The organism is Pseudonocardia sp. 2-7 (assembly GCF_056341085.1).
This window is the reverse complement of sequence record NZ_CP094507.1, coordinates 3,231,126-3,246,817: the sequence shown is the minus strand read 5'-3', so window position 1 is coordinate 3,246,817 and position 15,692 is coordinate 3,231,126. Positions and strand designations below refer to the sequence as shown.

The 15,692-nt window shown below is 75.3% G+C and carries 18 protein-coding genes; 8 read left to right on the top strand and 10 right to left on the bottom strand.

All coding sequences use genetic code 11. From position 1 onward, the window contains the following. Nucleotides 1-21 precede the first annotated feature (21 nt). The gene (locus MTO91_RS15745; RefSeq protein WP_476651668.1) at nt 22-852 is read left to right on the top strand and encodes a helix-turn-helix domain-containing protein; all 831 of its coding nucleotides are present in this window, start codon (nt 22-24) and stop codon (nt 850-852) included. Here the strand turns inward: MTO91_RS15745 and MTO91_RS15740 are convergent. From MTO91_RS15740 to MTO91_RS15730, 3 genes are all read right to left on the bottom strand, one after another. Beyond that, nucleotides 816-1,301, bottom strand: coding sequence for an SRPBCC family protein (locus tag MTO91_RS15740; protein WP_251782312.1), 486 nt, complete (start codon nt 1,299-1,301; stop codon nt 816-818). The genes MTO91_RS15745 and MTO91_RS15740 overlap by 37 nt on opposite strands. After that, the gene (locus tag MTO91_RS15735) at nt 1,298-1,642 is read right to left on the bottom strand and encodes an ArsR/SmtB family transcription factor (protein WP_476651666.1); all 345 of its coding nucleotides are present in this window, start codon (nt 1,640-1,642) and stop codon (nt 1,298-1,300) included. Before MTO91_RS15735 ends, MTO91_RS15740 begins: the two co-directional genes overlap by 4 nt. Before the next feature lie 66 nt (nt 1,643-1,708). Beyond that, nucleotides 1,709-2,695 carry a pirin family protein gene (locus MTO91_RS15730; protein ID WP_476651665.1) on the bottom strand — a complete coding sequence of 329 codons (987 nt, stop codon included), beginning with the start codon at nt 2,693-2,695 and terminating at the stop codon, nt 1,709-1,711. 81 nt (nt 2,696-2,776) lie between these two features. On the opposite strand from MTO91_RS15730, the gene MTO91_RS15725 reads away from it, so the two are divergent. After that, nucleotides 2,777-3,661 carry an SMP-30/gluconolactonase/LRE family protein gene (locus MTO91_RS15725; RefSeq protein WP_476651664.1) on the top strand — a complete coding sequence of 295 codons (885 nt, stop codon included), beginning with the start codon at nt 2,777-2,779 and terminating at the stop codon, nt 3,659-3,661. Between the two features lie 5 nt (nt 3,662-3,666). Next, nucleotides 3,667-4,101 carry a TIGR03668 family PPOX class F420-dependent oxidoreductase gene (locus MTO91_RS15720; RefSeq protein ID WP_405416759.1) on the top strand — a complete coding sequence of 145 codons (435 nt, stop codon included), beginning with the start codon at nt 3,667-3,669 and terminating at the stop codon, nt 4,099-4,101. Nucleotides 4,102-4,194: 93 nt separating this feature from the next. On the opposite strand, the gene MTO91_RS15715 is transcribed toward MTO91_RS15720, so the two are convergent. Further along, complete coding sequence (locus tag MTO91_RS15715) at nt 4,195-4,959, bottom strand: alpha/beta fold hydrolase (protein ID WP_405416760.1); 765 nt, start codon at nt 4,957-4,959, stop codon at nt 4,195-4,197. A gap of 202 nt (nt 4,960-5,161) precedes the next feature. Here MTO91_RS15715 and MTO91_RS15710 point away from each other — a divergent pair, with 202 nt between their 5' ends. The 4 genes from MTO91_RS15710 (at nt 5,162) to MTO91_RS15695 (ending at nt 8,650) form a co-directional block, all read left to right on the top strand. Continuing rightward, complete coding sequence (locus tag MTO91_RS15710; RefSeq protein WP_405416761.1) at nt 5,162-6,118, top strand: glycine betaine ABC transporter substrate-binding protein; 957 nt, start codon at nt 5,162-5,164, stop codon at nt 6,116-6,118. Then, complete coding sequence (locus tag MTO91_RS15705; protein WP_405416762.1) at nt 6,115-7,323, top strand: quaternary amine ABC transporter ATP-binding protein; 1,209 nt, start codon at nt 6,115-6,117, stop codon at nt 7,321-7,323. The genes MTO91_RS15710 and MTO91_RS15705 overlap by 4 nt, the downstream gene beginning before the upstream one ends. Then, the gene (locus tag MTO91_RS15700; RefSeq protein WP_405416763.1) at nt 7,323-8,258 is read left to right on the top strand and encodes an ABC transporter permease; all 936 of its coding nucleotides are present in this window, start codon (nt 7,323-7,325) and stop codon (nt 8,256-8,258) included. Before MTO91_RS15705 ends, MTO91_RS15700 begins: the two co-directional genes overlap by 1 nt. Before the next feature lie 203 nt (nt 8,259-8,461). After that, the gene (locus MTO91_RS15695; RefSeq protein ID WP_476651662.1) at nt 8,462-8,650 is read left to right on the top strand and encodes a hypothetical protein; all 189 of its coding nucleotides are present in this window, start codon (nt 8,462-8,464) and stop codon (nt 8,648-8,650) included. A gap of 1 nt (nt 8,651) precedes the next feature. On the opposite strand, the gene MTO91_RS15690 is transcribed toward MTO91_RS15695, so the two are convergent. The 4 genes from MTO91_RS15690 to MTO91_RS15675 are packed head-to-tail and all read right to left on the bottom strand — an operon-like array spanning nt 8,652 to nt 10,868. Then, nucleotides 8,652-9,038, bottom strand: a complete 387-nt coding sequence (locus MTO91_RS15690) for an MmcQ/YjbR family DNA-binding protein (protein ID WP_346108760.1) — start codon at nt 9,036-9,038, stop codon at nt 8,652-8,654. After that, nucleotides 9,035-9,421, bottom strand: a complete 387-nt coding sequence (locus tag MTO91_RS15685) for a VOC family protein (protein ID WP_405416765.1) — start codon at nt 9,419-9,421, stop codon at nt 9,035-9,037. The genes MTO91_RS15690 and MTO91_RS15685 overlap by 4 nt, the downstream gene beginning before the upstream one ends. Next, entirely contained in the window at nt 9,418-10,248 is an 831-nt protein-coding gene (locus MTO91_RS15680; RefSeq protein ID WP_405416766.1) for a helix-turn-helix domain-containing protein, read from the bottom strand. Before MTO91_RS15680 ends, MTO91_RS15685 begins: the two co-directional genes overlap by 4 nt. Nucleotides 10,249-10,271: 23 nt before the next feature. Next, on the bottom strand, nt 10,272-10,868 hold the full coding sequence (locus MTO91_RS15675; RefSeq protein WP_178373619.1) for a LysE/ArgO family amino acid transporter: 597 nt from the start codon (nt 10,866-10,868) through the stop codon (nt 10,272-10,274). Between the two features lie 75 nt (nt 10,869-10,943). On the opposite strand from MTO91_RS15675, the gene MTO91_RS15670 reads away from it, so the two are divergent. Then, complete coding sequence (locus MTO91_RS15670; protein ID WP_179762600.1) at nt 10,944-11,837, top strand: LysR family transcriptional regulator ArgP; 894 nt, start codon at nt 10,944-10,946, stop codon at nt 11,835-11,837. Between the two features lie 10 nt (nt 11,838-11,847). Here the strand turns inward: MTO91_RS15670 and MTO91_RS15665 are convergent, their stop codons facing one another. After that, the gene (locus MTO91_RS15665; RefSeq protein WP_062395739.1) at nt 11,848-12,060 is read right to left on the bottom strand and encodes a hypothetical protein; all 213 of its coding nucleotides are present in this window, start codon (nt 12,058-12,060) and stop codon (nt 11,848-11,850) included. Between the two features lie 39 nt (nt 12,061-12,099). Then, nucleotides 12,100-15,684 (bottom strand): transglycosylase domain-containing protein, encoded by a 3,585-nt coding sequence (locus tag MTO91_RS15660; RefSeq protein WP_476651659.1) that lies wholly within the window; start codon nt 15,682-15,684, stop codon nt 12,100-12,102. Nucleotides 15,685-15,692 lie beyond the last annotated feature (8 nt).

Sequence of the window (15,692 nt, the reverse complement as noted above, 5' to 3'; positions counted from 1 at the left end):
CAGCACGACCAGGAGCCGCCGATGACGACCGTCGCCGACCGTCCCACCGACTCCGGGCCCGGCACCGTCCCCGGACCCGACGGGCCCGACGACGTCTCCTTCACCACCGTCACCGGCGACCTGCCCGCCCCCGGTGGCGACCGGCTGGTCCTGGTCGTGGCGCTCGCGGGCAGTGCGCTGCTCGGCGACGGCGAGCCGCTGGTCCCCGGGCGGTGGGCGCTGCTGGACCCGGCCCGCCCGGGCACCCCCACCGCGGACGCCGCGTTCCGCGCGCTGTGCGTGCGGTTCCCGCGCGACCGCGTCGAGCCCCGCGGCGAGCCGTTCACCGGGGTGGCCGGCACCGCCTTCGACGCCGGCCCCGGCCTGCCCGGCTACGTGTGCGACACCCTGCGCCACCTCGACGCGCACCGGCTGGCGATGGGCCCGCACGCCGCCGTCGCGGTGCGGCACGCCGTGGACCTGGTCGGGGTGCTGCTGCGGAGCACGGCCGGCGCCGAGCCCGCCCCGCACTGCGACCTGCTGGACCGGATCAAGGCCCACGTCGAGGCGCACCTCGGCGACCCGGACCTCGCCCCCGCCGGGATCGCCGCCGCGCACTTCGTCTCCGCGCGCCACCTGCACAACCTGTTCGCGGGGACCGGCACGAGCGCCGCGGCCTGGATCCGCGCGCGGCGGGTCGAGATGTGCCGGCGCGACCTGGCCGACCCCGCACTGGCCGACGTGCCCGCCGCGGCCATCGGGTCGCGGTGGGGGTTCCGCGGGCCCTCGCACTTCGGGCAGGTGTTCAAACGCGCGACGGGCCTGACCCCGGCGGCCTACCGGGAGGCCAGCAGCTCGTCGAGCCGCTCGTAGCCCTCGTTCACCCCGACGTCCATCCCCGAGGCGAGCATCGCGTCGCGGGCGGCGAACGAGTCGTAGCGCGACTCCGCGACCAGCCGGGTCCGCCCGCCGGACAGCGGGGTCAGGGTCATCGTCTCCAGGCAGACGCTGTCGCCGAAGCCCTCGAAGGTGAAGGTCTGCACGATCCGCTCCGGGGCGCGGACCTCGTGGAACGAGCCGAAGAAGCGGTACTCGCCGCCGTCGTCGGCGTGGGTGTAGCGGTAGCCGCCGCCGGTCTCGGCGTCCCAGCGGTGCACCGTCATCGTCAGCCCGCGCGGCCCCAGCCAGCGCACGACCTTGTCCTCGTCGACATGGGCGTCGAAGACCCGCTCCGGGGGTGCGTCGAACTCCCGGGTGATGCGGATCGCGGGCAGGTCGTCCACGGTCTCGATGGCGGTGCCGCGGGTGCCGGTGGTGCTCATGCCGTCTCCTCGTGCTCGGTGGGTGCGGACTCGTCGGCGAGCAGGTCGTCGAGGCGCGCGTAGCGCTCCTCCACCTGCCGCCGGTACCGCTCGATCCAGGCCGTCATCAGGTCGAAGACCTCCGCCTCGAGGTGCACCGGACGACGCTGGGCCTGCCGGCTGCGCCGGACCAGCCCCGCGTCCTGCAGTACCCGGATGTGCTTGGAGACGGCCTGCACGGAGACGGCGTAGGGCTCGGCCAGCTCGTTCACGGTCGCGTCGGCCGTCGCCAGCCGGGCCACCATGTCGCGCCGGATCGGGTCCGCCAGTGCGGCGAAGACCCGGTTCAGCCGGTCCTCCACGTCGCCTCCTCGTTCAACCTCGCGGTTGAATACACCGTAGCGCCGGGAGGGCTCGTGTTCAACCCGTCAGTTGAACGAGCCGGGGAGGGAGCCGTGCGGCACGTAGTCCGACGGCACCACGCCGAGCCGGCCGCGCTGGTAGTCCTCGAACGCCCGCTGCACCTCCTCGCGGGTGTTCATCACGAACGGGCCCGCCCACGCGACGGGCTCGCGGATCGGCTGCCCGCCCAGCACCACGACGTCCAGCGCCGGGTGACGGGACTCCTGCCCCGTGCCGCCCTCGACCGTGATCAGGTCCCCGGGTCCGAACACGGCGAGCTGGCCGGTGCGGACCGGGCGTCGGTCCGCGCCGACGGTGCCGGACCCGCTCAGCACGTAGACCAGCGCGTTGTAGGGCCGCGGCCAGGGCAGCCGCAGCTGTGCGCCGGGGGAGACGGTGGCGTGCACCATCGCCATCGGGGTGTGGGTCGAGCCCGGTCCGGACGCACCCGCCACGTCGCCGGCGATCACGCGCAGCAGCGCGCCGCCGTCGGGCGTGGTGGCCAGGGCGACCTCGCCCCCGCGCAGGTCCTGGTACGCCGGCGGCAGCCACTTGTCCGCGCGCGGCAGGTTGACCCACAGCTGCAGGCCGTGGAACAGCCCGCCGCTGCGCACCAGCGACTCCGGCGGGCGCTCGATGTGCAGCAGGCCCGAGCCCGCGGTCATCCACTGGGTGTCGCCGTCGGTGATCGTTCCGCCGCCGCCGTGGCTGTCACCGTGCTCGAAGGTCCCGTCGATGATGTAGGTGACGGTCTCGAAGCCGCGGTGCGGGTGCCACGAGGTGCCCTTCGGCTCGCCCGGGGCGTACTCGACCTCGCCCATCTGGTCCATGTGCAGGAACGGGTCGAGGTCGCGCAGGTCCACCCCCTGGAAGGCGCGGCGGACCGGGAAGCCCTCGCCCTCGTACCCGCGCGGGGCGGTGGTGACACTGCGGACGCCCCGGTCCAGGTCGGTCGGCCCGGGGACGGGCACACGGGGCAGGGCGCTGACTTCGGCGACGGAGACGGCGGGCATCGGGACCTCCACGGTCGGTGGTTGTTGCACGGTCAACGACCGCGCTGGCGCCCCGATTCCCCGGGGGCCAGACTGATCGCCATGACGGAGCTGTCGACGGTGCTGTCGGACATGTCCTTCCTCGAGGGCCCACGCTGGCACGACGGGAGGATCTGGGTCAGCGACTTCTACACCCACCGGGTGCTCTCGGCCCGCGCCGACGGGTCGGACCTGCGTACCGAGGCCGAGGTGCCCCAGCAGCCCTCCGGCCTGGGCTGGCTGCCCGACGGCAGGCTGCTGATCGTGTCCATGCGCGACCGGCGGATCCTGCGCCGTGAGACCGACGGCACCCTGGCCACCCACGCCGACCTGTCCGGCCACGCCGAGCACGTCCTGAACGACATGGTCGTCGACGACGGCGGCGGCCTCTGGGTGGGCAGCTTCGGCTTCGACCTGATGAACGGTGCCCCGCGGGCCGCCGCGCCGCTGCTGCGCGTCGCGCCGGACGGGAGCGTGTCGGTCGCGAGCGAGCCGCTGCACTTCGCGAACGGACCCACGCTGTCCGGCGGGGACCTCGTCGTCGCCGAGACCTTCGGCAACCGGATGTCCGCCTTCGCGGTCGCCGACGACGGCACGCTCGGCCCGCGCCGGGACTGGGCGCTGTTCGGTCCGCCGTCGGCCGCCGAGGACCCGTTCGACGCCATCGCCGAGCTCACCGTCGCCCCGGACGGCATCTCCGTCCCCGACGCGGAGGGTGCGATCTGGGTCGCCGACGCCATCGGCAACCGGGCCATCCGGGTCCGCCCCGGCGGGATGGTCGACGGCGAGGTCCCGACCGCCCAGGTCGGCACCTACGCCTGCGCACTCGGCGGCGACGACGGCCGCACCCTGTTCCTCTGCACCGCCCCCGGGTTCGCCGAGCACGAGCGCCGTGACACCCGCCTGGCGCAGCTGCTCGCCGTCCGGGTGGACGTCCCGGCGGCCTGAGACCGGTGCCCTCCCTGGACGAGGCCGCCGCCCGCGCGCTGCTGACCGGCGCGCGGGTGGCGCGGCTCGCGACGATCCGCGCCACCGACGGCACCCCGCGCCTGGTGCCGGTCACCTTCGCGCTCGTCGACGGGCTGGTGGTGTCGGCCGTCGACGACGTCAAGCCCAAGCGGCACCGCCGTCTCGCGCGGCTGCGCGACATCGAGGCCGACCCGCGGGTGGCCCTGCTCGCCGACCACTACGACGACGACTGGTCGCAGCTGTGGTGGGTCCGCCTGGACGCCGGTGCCACGATCCACGACGGCGGCGACCTGCACTCCCGCGCCGTCGCGGCCCTCGCCGGGAAGTACGGCCCCTACGCCGCCCGGCCCCCCGAGGGGCCTGTGCTGGCCCTCACCCCCGTCCGCTGGACCGCCTGGACCGCCACCCCCGGCTCATGATCACAGCCTCGCGCGCGGAACCGCTCCCCGCGCGCGTCACGTCGCGCGCGGGGAGCGGTTCCGCGCGCGGACGCGCGATCATGGTCGCGTCGGTCAGGGCAGGGTGCCCAGGAACGCCGTCACCGCCGACAGCGTCGGCTCGGGCAGCTCCAGGTGGGGCTCGTGCCCGCAGGGCAGCTCGGTGAGGCTCACCGGGCCCGATGCCCGCTCGGCGACCGCGCGCACGTGCACGGCGCTGCCGTAGGGGTCGTCGTCGCCCTGGACGGCGAGGACCGGCGCGGTGATCCCGGGCAGGGTGTCGCGGATGTCCCAGTCGGTGAACTCCTCGGCCAGCCACATGTCGTTCCACCCGCGGAACGCGGCGTCCGGGTCGTCGTGGTGGCGGGCCATCCGGGAGCGGAGGTCGCCGTCGTCGAACGCGGTGCGGGCCGCCCGGATCGCGGTGAGGGCGAACGGCTCGGTCAGCACGTGCGGGGCGAGCACCACCACCCCGCCCACCGGCATCGACGCGGCCGCGAGCAGCGCGATCGTGGCGCCGTCGGAGTGTCCGACCAGGACCGGACGGTCCAGGCCGAGCGCGGCGCACAGGGCGGGGACGGTGGTCGTCGCCTCGGTCGCCATGAAGTCGGTGCCGCGCGGGCCGCGGGGAGGGTCGGAGCGGCCGTGCCCGAGCCGGGAGTAGGCCACCGCACGGCGCCCGGTCGCGGCGGCGACCCGCTCGGGGAAGCCCCGCCAGAGCCCGACCGAGCCGAGGCCCTCGTGGAGGAAGAGCAGGGGCGCACGGCCGTCGCCGGGGTCACCGGTGTCGGAGTACTCGTGGCGCAGACCGTCCAGTTCGAGGAGCGACGTCGCAGGCACATCACGATCGTAGTGCTCGCTGTTGCGCCGTCCGGAACGGTCGTGAAGGCTCGTTCGCGTGATTCCCGACCTCCGGCTGACGTCGCGTCTGGACGTCGACCTGTGCCGGATGTAGTCGTCCGCCTGTCGTTGACGCCTGCCCGCGTGTCCTGAAGCCGACCGGGACGCGGAGAGCCGACGACCCCCGAGAGGACGTGCCCCCGTGGCCGATCCGCCCGTCGCCGTACCTCGGACCAGGACGGTCCGCCTGGTCACCGCCCTGCTCGCGGTGCTGCTGGCCGCATCCGGCTGCGCGTCCGCCGGTGCCGACGGCCCGACCGTCCGGCTCGCCCAGTTCCCGTGGAGCGCCGCGAAGCTGACCAACGCGATCCTCGGTGAGGTCGTCGCGGCCCACCCGGAGCTGGGCGTCGGCCGGCTCAAGACCATCCAGGTCGGACCCGCGACCGCGTGGGCCGGCGCCCAGCGCGGCGACGTCGACGCCCTCACCGAGGTCGCGATGCCCAACCAGTCCGAGCTGGCCGCGAAGGCGGAGGACCGGATCGAGCTGGTGCACCCGACGTACTCCGGAGCGGAGCAGGGCTGGTACGTCCCCAGCTACGCGGTCGAGCCGGGCGGGCCGCTGGCCGGGCTGACCGGCGTCACCCAGCTGAACGACTACGCCGACGCCCTCGGCCACCGGCTCGTCGACTCCGACCCCAGCTTCCTCACCACCGAGTACAACGCGAAGCGTCTCGCCGGGTACCGGCTGGACCTGGAGCAGGTGACCTCCAGCGAGGCCGCGCAGATCGCCGAGCTGCGCCGCGCCTACGAGCGCCGCCAGCCGATCCTGGTCTACCTGTACCGCCCGCACTACATCTTCGAGGAGCTCGCGCTGACCAAGCTGACGGAGCCGACCCCGGCCCGGGAGGACTGCTACACCACCGGCGACGGCGCCTGCGCCATGCCGGCGTACTCGGCCTGGACCGCGGCGAGCCCGGACCTGGCGCGCACCAGCCCCGGCTTCGCGGCGATGCTGCGCCGGTTCGAGCTGCCGCTGGCCGATGTCGAGCAGATGCTCCAGCGGGTCGACGTGGACAACGAGGACGTGGAGGTGGTGGCGCGGGACTACGTGGCCGCACACCCGGACCGCGTCCGCCAGTGGGTGGGAGCCGGAGCATGATCGAGGTACGGAACCTGACCAAGGTCTTCGGCGACGGCAAGGCCGCCGACGAGGCCGTGCGGCTCGCCGGCGAGGGTCTCGGCCGGCCGGAGATCCAGCGCCGCACCGGCGCCACCCTGGCCGTGCACGACGTGTCCTTCGACATCGCCGACGGCGAGCTGTTCGTGATCATGGGCCTGTCCGGCTCCGGCAAGTCGACGCTGGTCCGGCTGCTCAACCGGCTCATCGAGCCGACCTCGGGCACCATCACCGTCGACGGCCGCGACCTCGGCTCGCTCGGCGCCGCCGACCTGCGCACGCTGCGCAACGAGCGGATCGCGATGGTGTTCCAGCACTTCGCGCTGCTGCCGCACCGCACCGTGCGACAGAACGCCGAGTACGGGCTGCAGATCCGCGGCGTCGACGCCGGCACCCGCCGGGAGAAGGCGGAGTGGGCACTCGGGCAGGTCGGCCTCGGCGACCGTGCCGACGCGCTGCCCGGTCAGCTCTCGGGCGGCATGCAGCAACGCGTCGGGCTCGCCCGGGCGCTCGCCAGCGACACCGACGTGCTCCTGATGGACGAGCCCTACTCCGCGCTGGACCCGCTGATCCGGCGCGACATGCAGCAGCTGCTCGTCCGTCTGCAGCGGGACCTGAAGAAGACGATCGTGTTCATCACCCACGACCTGAACGAGGCCATGCTCCTGGGTGACCGCATCCTGCTGCTCAAGGACGGGTGCCTGGTCCAGGTCGGCACCGGACCGCAGATCCTGGAGTCCCCGGCCGACGACTACGTCGCCGAGTTCGTCTCCGACGTCGACCGCAGCCGGGTGCTCACCGCCGCCGACGTGATCCGTACGGCCCGCATCACGGTGACCCTGGACGAGCGCCCTTCCGAGGTGCTCGTGCGGCTCGGGAAGGCCGAGGCGACCGGCGCCTACGTCGTCGACGACGACCACCGCATCCTCGGCGTCGTCCGCGACGACTGGCTCGGCCACGCCGCGGGCCGGGGCGCCACCGGCATCGACCGCTCCGCCCTGGTCGCGGAGTACCGCACCACCGAACCCGACCGGCCGCTGATCGACCTGCTGCACCAGGTCGGACGCAACCCGGTCCCGCTCGCGGTGGTCGACGACGGCCGCCTCACCGGCGTCGTCCCGCGGGGTGCCGTGCTCGCCGCCCTGTCGACCCACGACGAGGCCACCGCCGACGGGAGGAACGCCTGATGCCCAGGTTCGAGTTCGGCAGCTACGTCGAGGCGTTCATCCTCTGGCTGCTGCAGAACGCCGGGGGCGTGTTCGACGCCGTCGGGGTCGCGATCACCGCGGTCGTCGAGGCCGTGACCTCGCTCTTCACCGCCCCGGTGTGGTGGGTCTGGCTGGTGCTGCTCGTGGCGCTCGCGCTGCTCGTGCGCGGGGCCGGGTTCGCGGTGTTCACCCTGGTCGGCTTCCTGCTCGTGTCCTCGTTCGACCTGTGGACCGAGACGATGGAGACCTTCGGCCTGGTGCTCGTCGCGGCGCTGATCGCGGTGGCGATCGGTGTGCCGCTGGGCATCTGGGCCGCCCGCAGCCGCGCGGCGAGCCGGACGCTGCGCCCGGTCCTCGACCTGGCACAGACGGTCCCGGCGTTCGTCTACCTGATCCCGGTGGTGCTGCTGTTCGGCATCGGCGTGGTGCCGGGCGTCGTCGCGACGATCGTGTTCTCGATCGCGCCCGCGGTCCGGCTCACCGAGCTGGGCATCCGGGGCGTCGACGGCGAGGTCGTCGAGGCCGCGCACGCCTTCGGGGCCCACCCCCGCCAGATCCTGCGCGAGGTGCAGCTGCCGATGGCGCTGCCGTCGATCATGGCCGGCGTCAACCAGGTGATCATGCTGGCGCTGTCCATGGTGGTCGTCGCGGGCCTCGCCGGTGCCGACGGACTGGGCACGACGGTGGTCAGCGCGGTCACCCAGCTCGACATCGCGACCGGCGTCGAGGGCGGGCTGGCCGTCGTCATCGTGGCGATCTTCCTCGACCGGTTCACCTCGGCACTGGCCGAGCGCCCCGAGGGGAGCCTGCTCGCGAAGCTGCGCGCCCGTCGCCCGCAGAAGGCCGCGGCGCCGGCCGCGGAGCGCACGTCCCCGGCTCCGGCCGGTTCGGCGGTCACCGGCGCGAACGCCTGAGCGACGTCCGCCCGGCATCGGCGCCGGTCGGCCCTGTGAGGTGCCGTGCGAGCGTCCGGCGTCCGCACCGCATCCCCGCGGTCCGGCCGGCTCCGCGGTGTACCCGGACGCCCGACCGGACGTCGCCTCGGCTCGACCGGCGCCGGAAGATCACCGGTTGTGGAGCGATCCGTTCACGACGCGGGCCTCATCCTCCACAACCGGTGATCATGGTCGGGTGGCCCGAGGCGGCCGGCCGTGCACGTGACGAAGATCTGCCGGCTCTGCTCGGCCATCGCGTCGCCGGCGCCGTCGCGGACGAGCGCCGTGACCCGAGCCAGGCCGACGCCGACCACGCCCGGCTGCTGACCTCGCTGCTCCGGTCCGTCCGCGAGTCGGGCGCCGCGGCCTGAGTCAGCCGTCGAGCCGGGCGGCCGGCCGGGCCGGGGCCACGCAGCGCCACGCGTCGGTCACGATCTCGGTGACCTCGTCGCGGTCGGCGGCGTCGGGGCCGGTGCCGTCGAGCACCACCCCGAGCCAGCCGCGGTGCCCGACGTAGGCGGGCCGGAAGAACCGGGCCGGGTCCTCGGCGACCAGCTCGGCCTGCACGCCCGGCGCCGCGGCGCACCAGAACGCCAGGTGCGGGTGGCCGTGGTGGTGCGCGGCGTAGGAGACGAACATCCTCCGCACGAACCACGACGGCGACCCGTGGCTCTGCTTCTCGGTCACCTCGGGCAGGGACAGGCAGATCTCCCGCAGCCACGGCAGCGGGTCGGCGGGGTCCGGGTGGCGTGCGGTCACGGGCGCCCCGGCCGGTAGGTCCCCACGCTCCACGTGTTGCCCTCCGGGTCGGCGACGGCGCACTCCCGCGAACCGTAGTCCTGGTCGACCGGCGCCATGGTGATCTCCGCACCGGCGGCGGCCGCGCGGGCGTGCACCGCGTCCGGGTCGTCGCAGGTCAGGTAGATCACGGTCCGACCGGTGTCGAAGCGGTCGCCCCCGGCGCGGCGCGGTCCGATCAGGACCAGGCCGGTGTCGTCGCCGTCGTCCCAGGCGAGCTCGGCGTGGGCGATCCCGCCGTCGTCGCCGGTGTGGACGGCGACCTCCCGGAAGCCGAGCGCCGTGGTGAGGAACGCGATCGCGACGCGGGGGTCGTCGTAGCGGAGGGTGGGGTGGATGCTCATGACGAACGATCCTGACCGGGACGCGGCGGTGCGTCGTGAAGGAATGGGAACTGTTCGGCGCGGAACGCGGCGGGTGAGATCCCCGCGAGCGCCCGGAACTCGCGGGAGAGGTGGGGCTGGTCGGCGTAGCCGCACTCGGCGGCGACGAGTGCGAGCGGGTTCCGCCCGCCCCCGACCAGCTCGGCGGCGCGCGCGAAGCGCAGCACCCGGCGGACGGTGCCGGGCGCGAGACCGACCTGGGTCCGGAACCGGGACTGCAGGTGGCGGCGGCTCCAGCCGGTCTCGGCGGCCAGCTCCGCGACGCCGACCCGGCCCGCGGTCGCGCTGAGCCGGTCCCAGGCGTAGCGCACCTCGGGTGCGGGGAGGCGGGCCCGGTCGTCCAGGAGCCGGTCCGCGAGCAGCGCGCTGACCAGGGCGAACCGGCCGTCCCAGGTCGGCTCGGCGGCCAGGCGGGCGGGCAGCGCGGCGAGCACGGGGTCGTCGAGCTCGTCGAGGCGGGGCACCGTGCCGCCGGGCAGCGCCCGCCCGCCGAGAAGGGCGTAGGTCGCCGCCGGGGTCAGGTCCACCTGCACCCCGGCCTGCGGGCCGGTGAACTCGGTCAGCACCCAGGTGTCGCTCAGGCCGCCGACGAACGCGGCCGCCGACCCGGTCGCGACGGCCGGCCCGGACAGCGTCAGCGGGTGCAGCCCGAGGATCAGCGCGGTCCCGGCGGACGGCGGCTGGCGACGACGCAGGGGAGCGGCGGCGTGCTCGCGGTAGCCGAGGTAGCGCAGCACGTGCCCGCGCAGTGCGGCGGGCGGCCGCCCCGGCACGTACTCGGCGGACATGGACGATGTTGTACCCCCACTCCTCACCCGGCGGCCAGCGCGACCGCGAGGCCGAGCATCACCGTGGCGACGAGCCCGTCGAGCACCCGCCACGCCGTCGGCCGGGCGAACAGCCCCGCGAGCCGCGCCGCGCCGAAGCCGAGCCCGGAGAACCAGGTCAGGCTGGCCACGACCACCCCGGCGCCGAACGCCCACCGGCCGTCGTCGCCGTGCGCGGCGGCCAGCGACCCGAGCACCAACAGGTCCAGCATCATGTGCGGGTTGAGGAAGGTCAGGGCCGCTGCGCTCCCCAGGACGGGCACGAGCGGCCGGGCCGAGCCGTGGGGGTCGGCGTCGAGCGCACCGGGCCGGACGGCGCGCCGCAGCGCCAGCAGGCCGTAGCCGGCCAGCCACACGACGCCGCCCCAGCGGACCACCTCGACCAGCCCCGGTACGCGGTCGACGAGCAGCCCGACGCCGGCGACCGCCGCGGTCACCAGCACCAGGTCGGCCAGCACGCAGAACACCACCACCGCCGGGACGTGCTCGCGTCGCAGCCCCTGCCGCAGCACGAACGCGTTCTGCGCCCCGATCGCCGCGATCAGCGACAGTCCCGTCCCGAATCCCGCCAGCACACTCACGTCACCGACGCTAGGTCGTCCGCGCCAGGAGGATGTCAGGAACTGAAAGAACGTCATGAACTGTAGATTCGCTTCATGTACGACCGGGAGCGGCTGGCCACCCTGAGCGCCGTGGTGGAGGAGGGTGGTTTCGACGCCGCCGCCGCGCGGCTGTCGATCACGCCGTCCGCGGTGTCCCAGCGGATCAAGGCCCTGGAACGGCAGGCGCGCCGGATCCTGGTGCGCCGCACGCGTCCGTGCGTCGCGACCGAGGAGGGGGCCGCGCTGCTGCGGCTGGCCCGGCAGATCGCCGTGCTGGAGGGTGAGGTCGAGGCCGGGTTCGGCAGTGCCGACACCGCGGGCACGCACCTGCCGATCGCGGTGAACGCGGACTCGGTGACCCACTGGTTCCTGTCCGCGGTGGTCCCCCTGGCCGCGCGGCACGGGGTCCGGCTGGACCTGCACGTCGACGACGAGCAGTACACCGCGGCCCTGCTGCGCGAGGGCTCGGTGGTCGGGGCGGTGACGACGTCGTCGGCACCGGTGCAGGGCTGCGCGGTCCGGCCGCTGGGCGCGACCCGCTACCGGCCCGTCGCCGCCCGGCCGGTGTACGACCGGTGGTTCGCCGGGCGGGACCCGGCCGAGGCGTTCCCGCTCGCCCCGCGGGTCGACTTCGGGTCGAAGGACGTGCTGCAGACCCGGTTCGTCCGCGGGCTCACCCACCGGCCGTGCACCGGTCCGGCGCACCGGGTGCCCGCCGCCGACGGCTACCACGAGGCGATCCGTGCGGGCCTGGGCTGGGGGATGTTCACCGACGGCCCGGCCCGGGAGGCCGCGGCCGCCGGGCGGCTCGTGCTGCTCGACGCCGAGCGCCACCTCGACGTCCCGCTGTACTGGCAGCACTGGAAGCTCAGCACCACGGTGCTCGACGCGCTCACCGAGTCGGTCTGCGCGGCGGCGGCGACGATCCTGGTGCCGCCGGCCCGCTGACCGGGGGGTCTCAGATCCCGGACCGCCAGGGGCGTCCGAGGCGGATGTCGCAGGTGATGACCCCGCGGTCGACGCCGGTGAGGTCCGCGATCAGGTCGCGGACCGCGTCCTCGGCCTGCCGGGGGTCGTCGACGGTGGTCGACGCCTCGATGCCCGGCACGTAGAGGGTGAGCCTGCGGTCCGCCCGCCAGGCCACCACCTCGAAGTGATGGTCACCGGTCACCCGTCCACGGTAGCCCGGCCGCGGCGCGAACGGGGCGGATCAGCCGACGGTCGGGTCGGCGGCGCGGCCCGCGTCGGCGCCCGGCTGCGTGTCGTCCTGCTGGGCGGGCACCGGGTCGCCGGTCGTCTCCGGGACACCGGTCGGCTCGACCGGGGCCGGGGGATCGGTGGGGGCGACCGGGTCCGCGCTCGGCTCCGGCGTGGGCTCGGCCGACGGCGTGCTCGTCGGCGTCGGCGGGGCGGTCGGCTCGTTGGGCGCCAGGGTGGAGGGCGACTCGCCGATCGGCCTGAACGCCGGGAACTCGGCCGTGCCGGTGGCGCGCACGGTGTCGGACATGAACGCCTTCCACACCGATCCGGGCAGGTCGGCGCCGTTGATCGGGCGGCCCGCGGAGTCCTGGATCGGGTCGTTGCGGTCGGTCCCGACCCACACGGCCGTCGCGATCCCGGGGGTGAAGCCGGCGAACCAGGCGTCGTTGTTCTGGCCCTCGAAGCGGGACTGGACGGTGCCGGTCTTGCCGGCGGCCTCCTGCCCGTCGGGCAGCTGCAGCCCGTCGTTGTCGACGACGTTCATCATCGCCTCGGCGACGTTGCGCGCCACCTGCTCGGGGAAGCGCTGTTCGCCCTCGCCCGGCTGGTACTCGTAGAGCACCCGCCCGTCGGAGTCGACGACCTTGGACACCATGTGCGGGGCGTGCCAGACACCCCCCGCGGCGATGGTGGCGTAGGCCGACGCCAGCTGGACCGGCGTGACCTCCTTGTTGCCCAGGGGGAGCCGAGCGTCGGGGTTCTCCAGCGGCGCGGTGATCCCGGCGAGGCGCGCGGCGTCGGCGACCTTCTGCGGGCCGACCTGCGCGGCGAGCTTGGTGAAGACGACGTTGTTGGAGATCGTCATCGCCTGCTTGAGGTCGCAGCGCGGGCAGTTGGCGCCCTCGGCGTTGCGCAGCCCCGGCCGCTCGGACCCGTCGAAGGTGGTGCCCAGGCCGATCGGCGGGTCGTTCAGGAGCCCGGCGAGCACGGCGAACGGCTTGAACGTCGACCCGGGCTGCTTCATGACCTGGGCGTAGTCCAGGCCGGTGCCGTTCGGCCCGCCGTAGTAGCCGAGGATGCCGCCGGTACGCGGGTCGATCGCGACCGCGCCGGTGCGCAGCAGCTCCGGCTCGCCGCGCAGCTTCTGCTCGACCGAGTCGGTGAGCTGCTGCTGGCGCTGCGGGTCGATCGTCGTCGTCACCTGGAGGCCGCCCTGGGCGAACGCCTGCTCGGAGATGCCCAGCGAGCCCAGCTCGGAGCGGACCGCGTTGAGGATGTGGCCGCGGGCGTCGGTCAGCGACGACGAGCGCGAGGTGTTCTCCGGCGCGATGGTCTGCGGGAACACGGCGGCCTGCCGGTCGGCCTGGGAGATCCAGCCCTGGGCGGCCATGCCGTCGAGGACGAAGTTCCAGCGCTGCTTCGCCCGGTCCGGGGAGTTCGCCGGGTCCCAGTTGGACGGCGACTGGATGATCCCGGCGAGCAGTGCGCCCTCGCTGGGGGTCAGCTGGGCCGCGGGCTTGCCGTAGTAGGCGAGGCTGGCGGACTCGATGCCGTAGGCGCCGCGGCCGAAGTAGATGGCGTTGAGGTAGTCGTTGAGGATCTCGTCCTTGGACTTCTGCCCGGAGACCTTCAGCGAGACGATCAGTTCCTTGTACTTCCGCCAGTACGTCGCGTCGTTGCCGACCAGGGTGTTCTTGACGTACTGCTGGGTGATCGTCGACCCGCCGCCGACGCCGCCGGTCAGCTGGTTGACCATGGCCCGCAGGATGCCGGTGAAGTCGAAGCCCGGGTTCGAGTAGAACGACCGGTCCTCGGCCGCCAGCACGGCCTCGCGTACGGGCACCGGGATGGCGTCCATCCCGACCTTGATCCGGTTGCCCTGCTCGGGCACGAGGCGGGCGAGCTGGCCGCCGTCGGCGTAGGAGACGGTGGCGATCTGGTTCTGCACCGCGTCGTCGGTGCTGGGGATCGGGAACAGCAGCCAGCCGAGCCCGAGCAGCAGCAGCGGCAGCAGCACGATCGACGCGGCCGTCCCGACCAGCGAGTACACGACCTGCCGGCGACGCCGGGTCCGCCGCTCCTCGGGGGTGAGCGCGGCCTTCTGGTCGGCGTCGAGGATGCCGAGGCGGCGGCGCACGACACCCACGCCCGGCCCGACGAGTGCGATGACCCGGTCGAACGGCCCGTCGGGCTCGGCGCGGCGACGGCGGCGCGGGCCGGGGGCCGCGGCGTCGACGAACTCGGTGTCCGCCCCGTCGCCGGGGGCGGTGACCAGGGCGGTGGGCGCCCCGCCGTCGCTGCGCGGGGCGGTGGCGGGCACGAGCCCGGTCGGGGCCTCGGCGGCGGGGGCGAGCGCGGTCGCGGCGTCGCCGGGTCCGGGACGGCGGCGGCGCCCGCCGTCGCGTGCGGGCAGGGCGTCGGTCGTGGATTCCGCGCCCTCGTCCGGCTCGGGACGACGACGGCGGCCGGTGCGGGTGGCCGCGCCGGTGCCGTCCGGGGCCGCCGTGCCCGGGAGCGGTGCCGAGGGCGCGGCGACGGCCGTGGTGGCCGCACCGGTGGCCCCGGTGGTGGCCGCCGGGGTGGCGGCGGAGGCCGGGCCGGGCCGGGCGGCACCGGTCGGTGGCACGGCCGGCCGGGGGACCGGCGGCAGCGACGGGTGCTGCCCGGGGCGGGGCGCGGCGCCTTGCGGACCGGGGCGCGAAGCACCCGGCGCCGCCGGGGCGGGGCAGGGACCGGCCGGTGCCGGGCCGGGCGCGGCGGGGCGCGGCGCGGGCGGGAACGACGGTGCGGGTCCCGACCGGCCGGGCGCGCCGGCGCCGGGGCGCCGCTGCGGGCCGGTGGTGTGCCGGGGCTCGGCCGGGGCGGACGGACCCGCGGGGGGCGCGCCGGTGGCGCCGGGCGGCGGGGTGCTGCCGGGCTCGCGGGGCACGGTGCCGCCGCGCACGCGCAGCCCGACCTTCGTGGTGCCCCCGGAGCCGTTGACGCCGGAGCCGTTGACGCCGGAGCCGTTGCCCGCGGAGCCGTTGCCCGCGGAGCCGTTGCCCGCGGAGCCGTTGCCCGCGGAGCCGTTGCCCGCGGAGCCGTTGCCCGCGGAGCCGTTGCCCGCGGAGCCGTTGCCCGCGGAGCCGTTGCCCGCGGGGCCGTTGCCGCCCGAGCCGTTCGCCGGGGTGCTCCTCGCGGGGGTGCCGTTCGCGGGAGCGCTGTGTGCGGGGCCACCGTCCGTCGTGGCCCCGGTACCGGGGGCGGCGGTCGCGGGAGCGGCCTCGCCGGCCCGCCGGGAGCGCCGACGGCCGGTGCCGCCGTCCTCCCCGGTGCCGCGTGCCCCGTCCGGGCCGGAACGCCCGGCCGACCCGGCCGCCCGGACGACGTCGGCGAAGGAACGGGCCTCCGGCTCGGCGGACCGCGCGCGCCGTCCACCGGCGGGGGCGCCGTGCCGGGCCGGGGCGCCGGAGTCGGCGCGGGCGACCTGGTCGCTGCCGTGCCGGCCGGTCGGGCGCTCCTCGGTGTCGACGGCACGACCGGAACCGGACGATCGGTGGGGGTCGGACTCGGGGGAGCGGCGCGACCGCGGCGGAGGGGGCGGGCCTGCGGGCAACCGGCTCT

Bases quoted from the DNA above. Each gene is read 5' to 3' on its own strand.
- MTO91_RS15745 (WP_476651668.1), top strand. From the start codon at position 22: ATGACGACCGTCGCCGACCGTCCCACCGACTCCGGGCCCGGCACCGTC.
- MTO91_RS15680 (WP_405416766.1), bottom strand. From the start codon at position 10,248: ATGTCCGCCGAGTACGTGCCGGGGCGGCCGCCCGCCGCACTGCGCGGG.
- MTO91_RS15685 (WP_405416765.1), bottom strand. From the start codon at position 9,421: ATGAGCATCCACCCCACCCTCCGCTACGACGACCCCCGCGTCGCGATC.
- MTO91_RS15705 (WP_405416762.1), top strand. From the start codon at position 6,115: ATGATCGAGGTACGGAACCTGACCAAGGTCTTCGGCGACGGCAAGGCC.
- MTO91_RS15740 (WP_251782312.1), bottom strand. From the start codon at position 1,301: ATGAGCACCACCGGCACCCGCGGCACCGCCATCGAGACCGTGGACGAC.
- MTO91_RS15700 (WP_405416763.1), top strand. From the start codon at position 7,323: ATGCCCAGGTTCGAGTTCGGCAGCTACGTCGAGGCGTTCATCCTCTGG.
- MTO91_RS15670 (WP_179762600.1), top strand. From the start codon at position 10,944: ATGTACGACCGGGAGCGGCTGGCCACCCTGAGCGCCGTGGTGGAGGAG.
- MTO91_RS15725 (WP_476651664.1), top strand. From the start codon at position 2,777: ATGACGGAGCTGTCGACGGTGCTGTCGGACATGTCCTTCCTCGAGGGC.
- MTO91_RS15730 (WP_476651665.1), bottom strand. From the start codon at position 2,695: ATGCCCGCCGTCTCCGTCGCCGAAGTCAGCGCCCTGCCCCGTGTGCCC.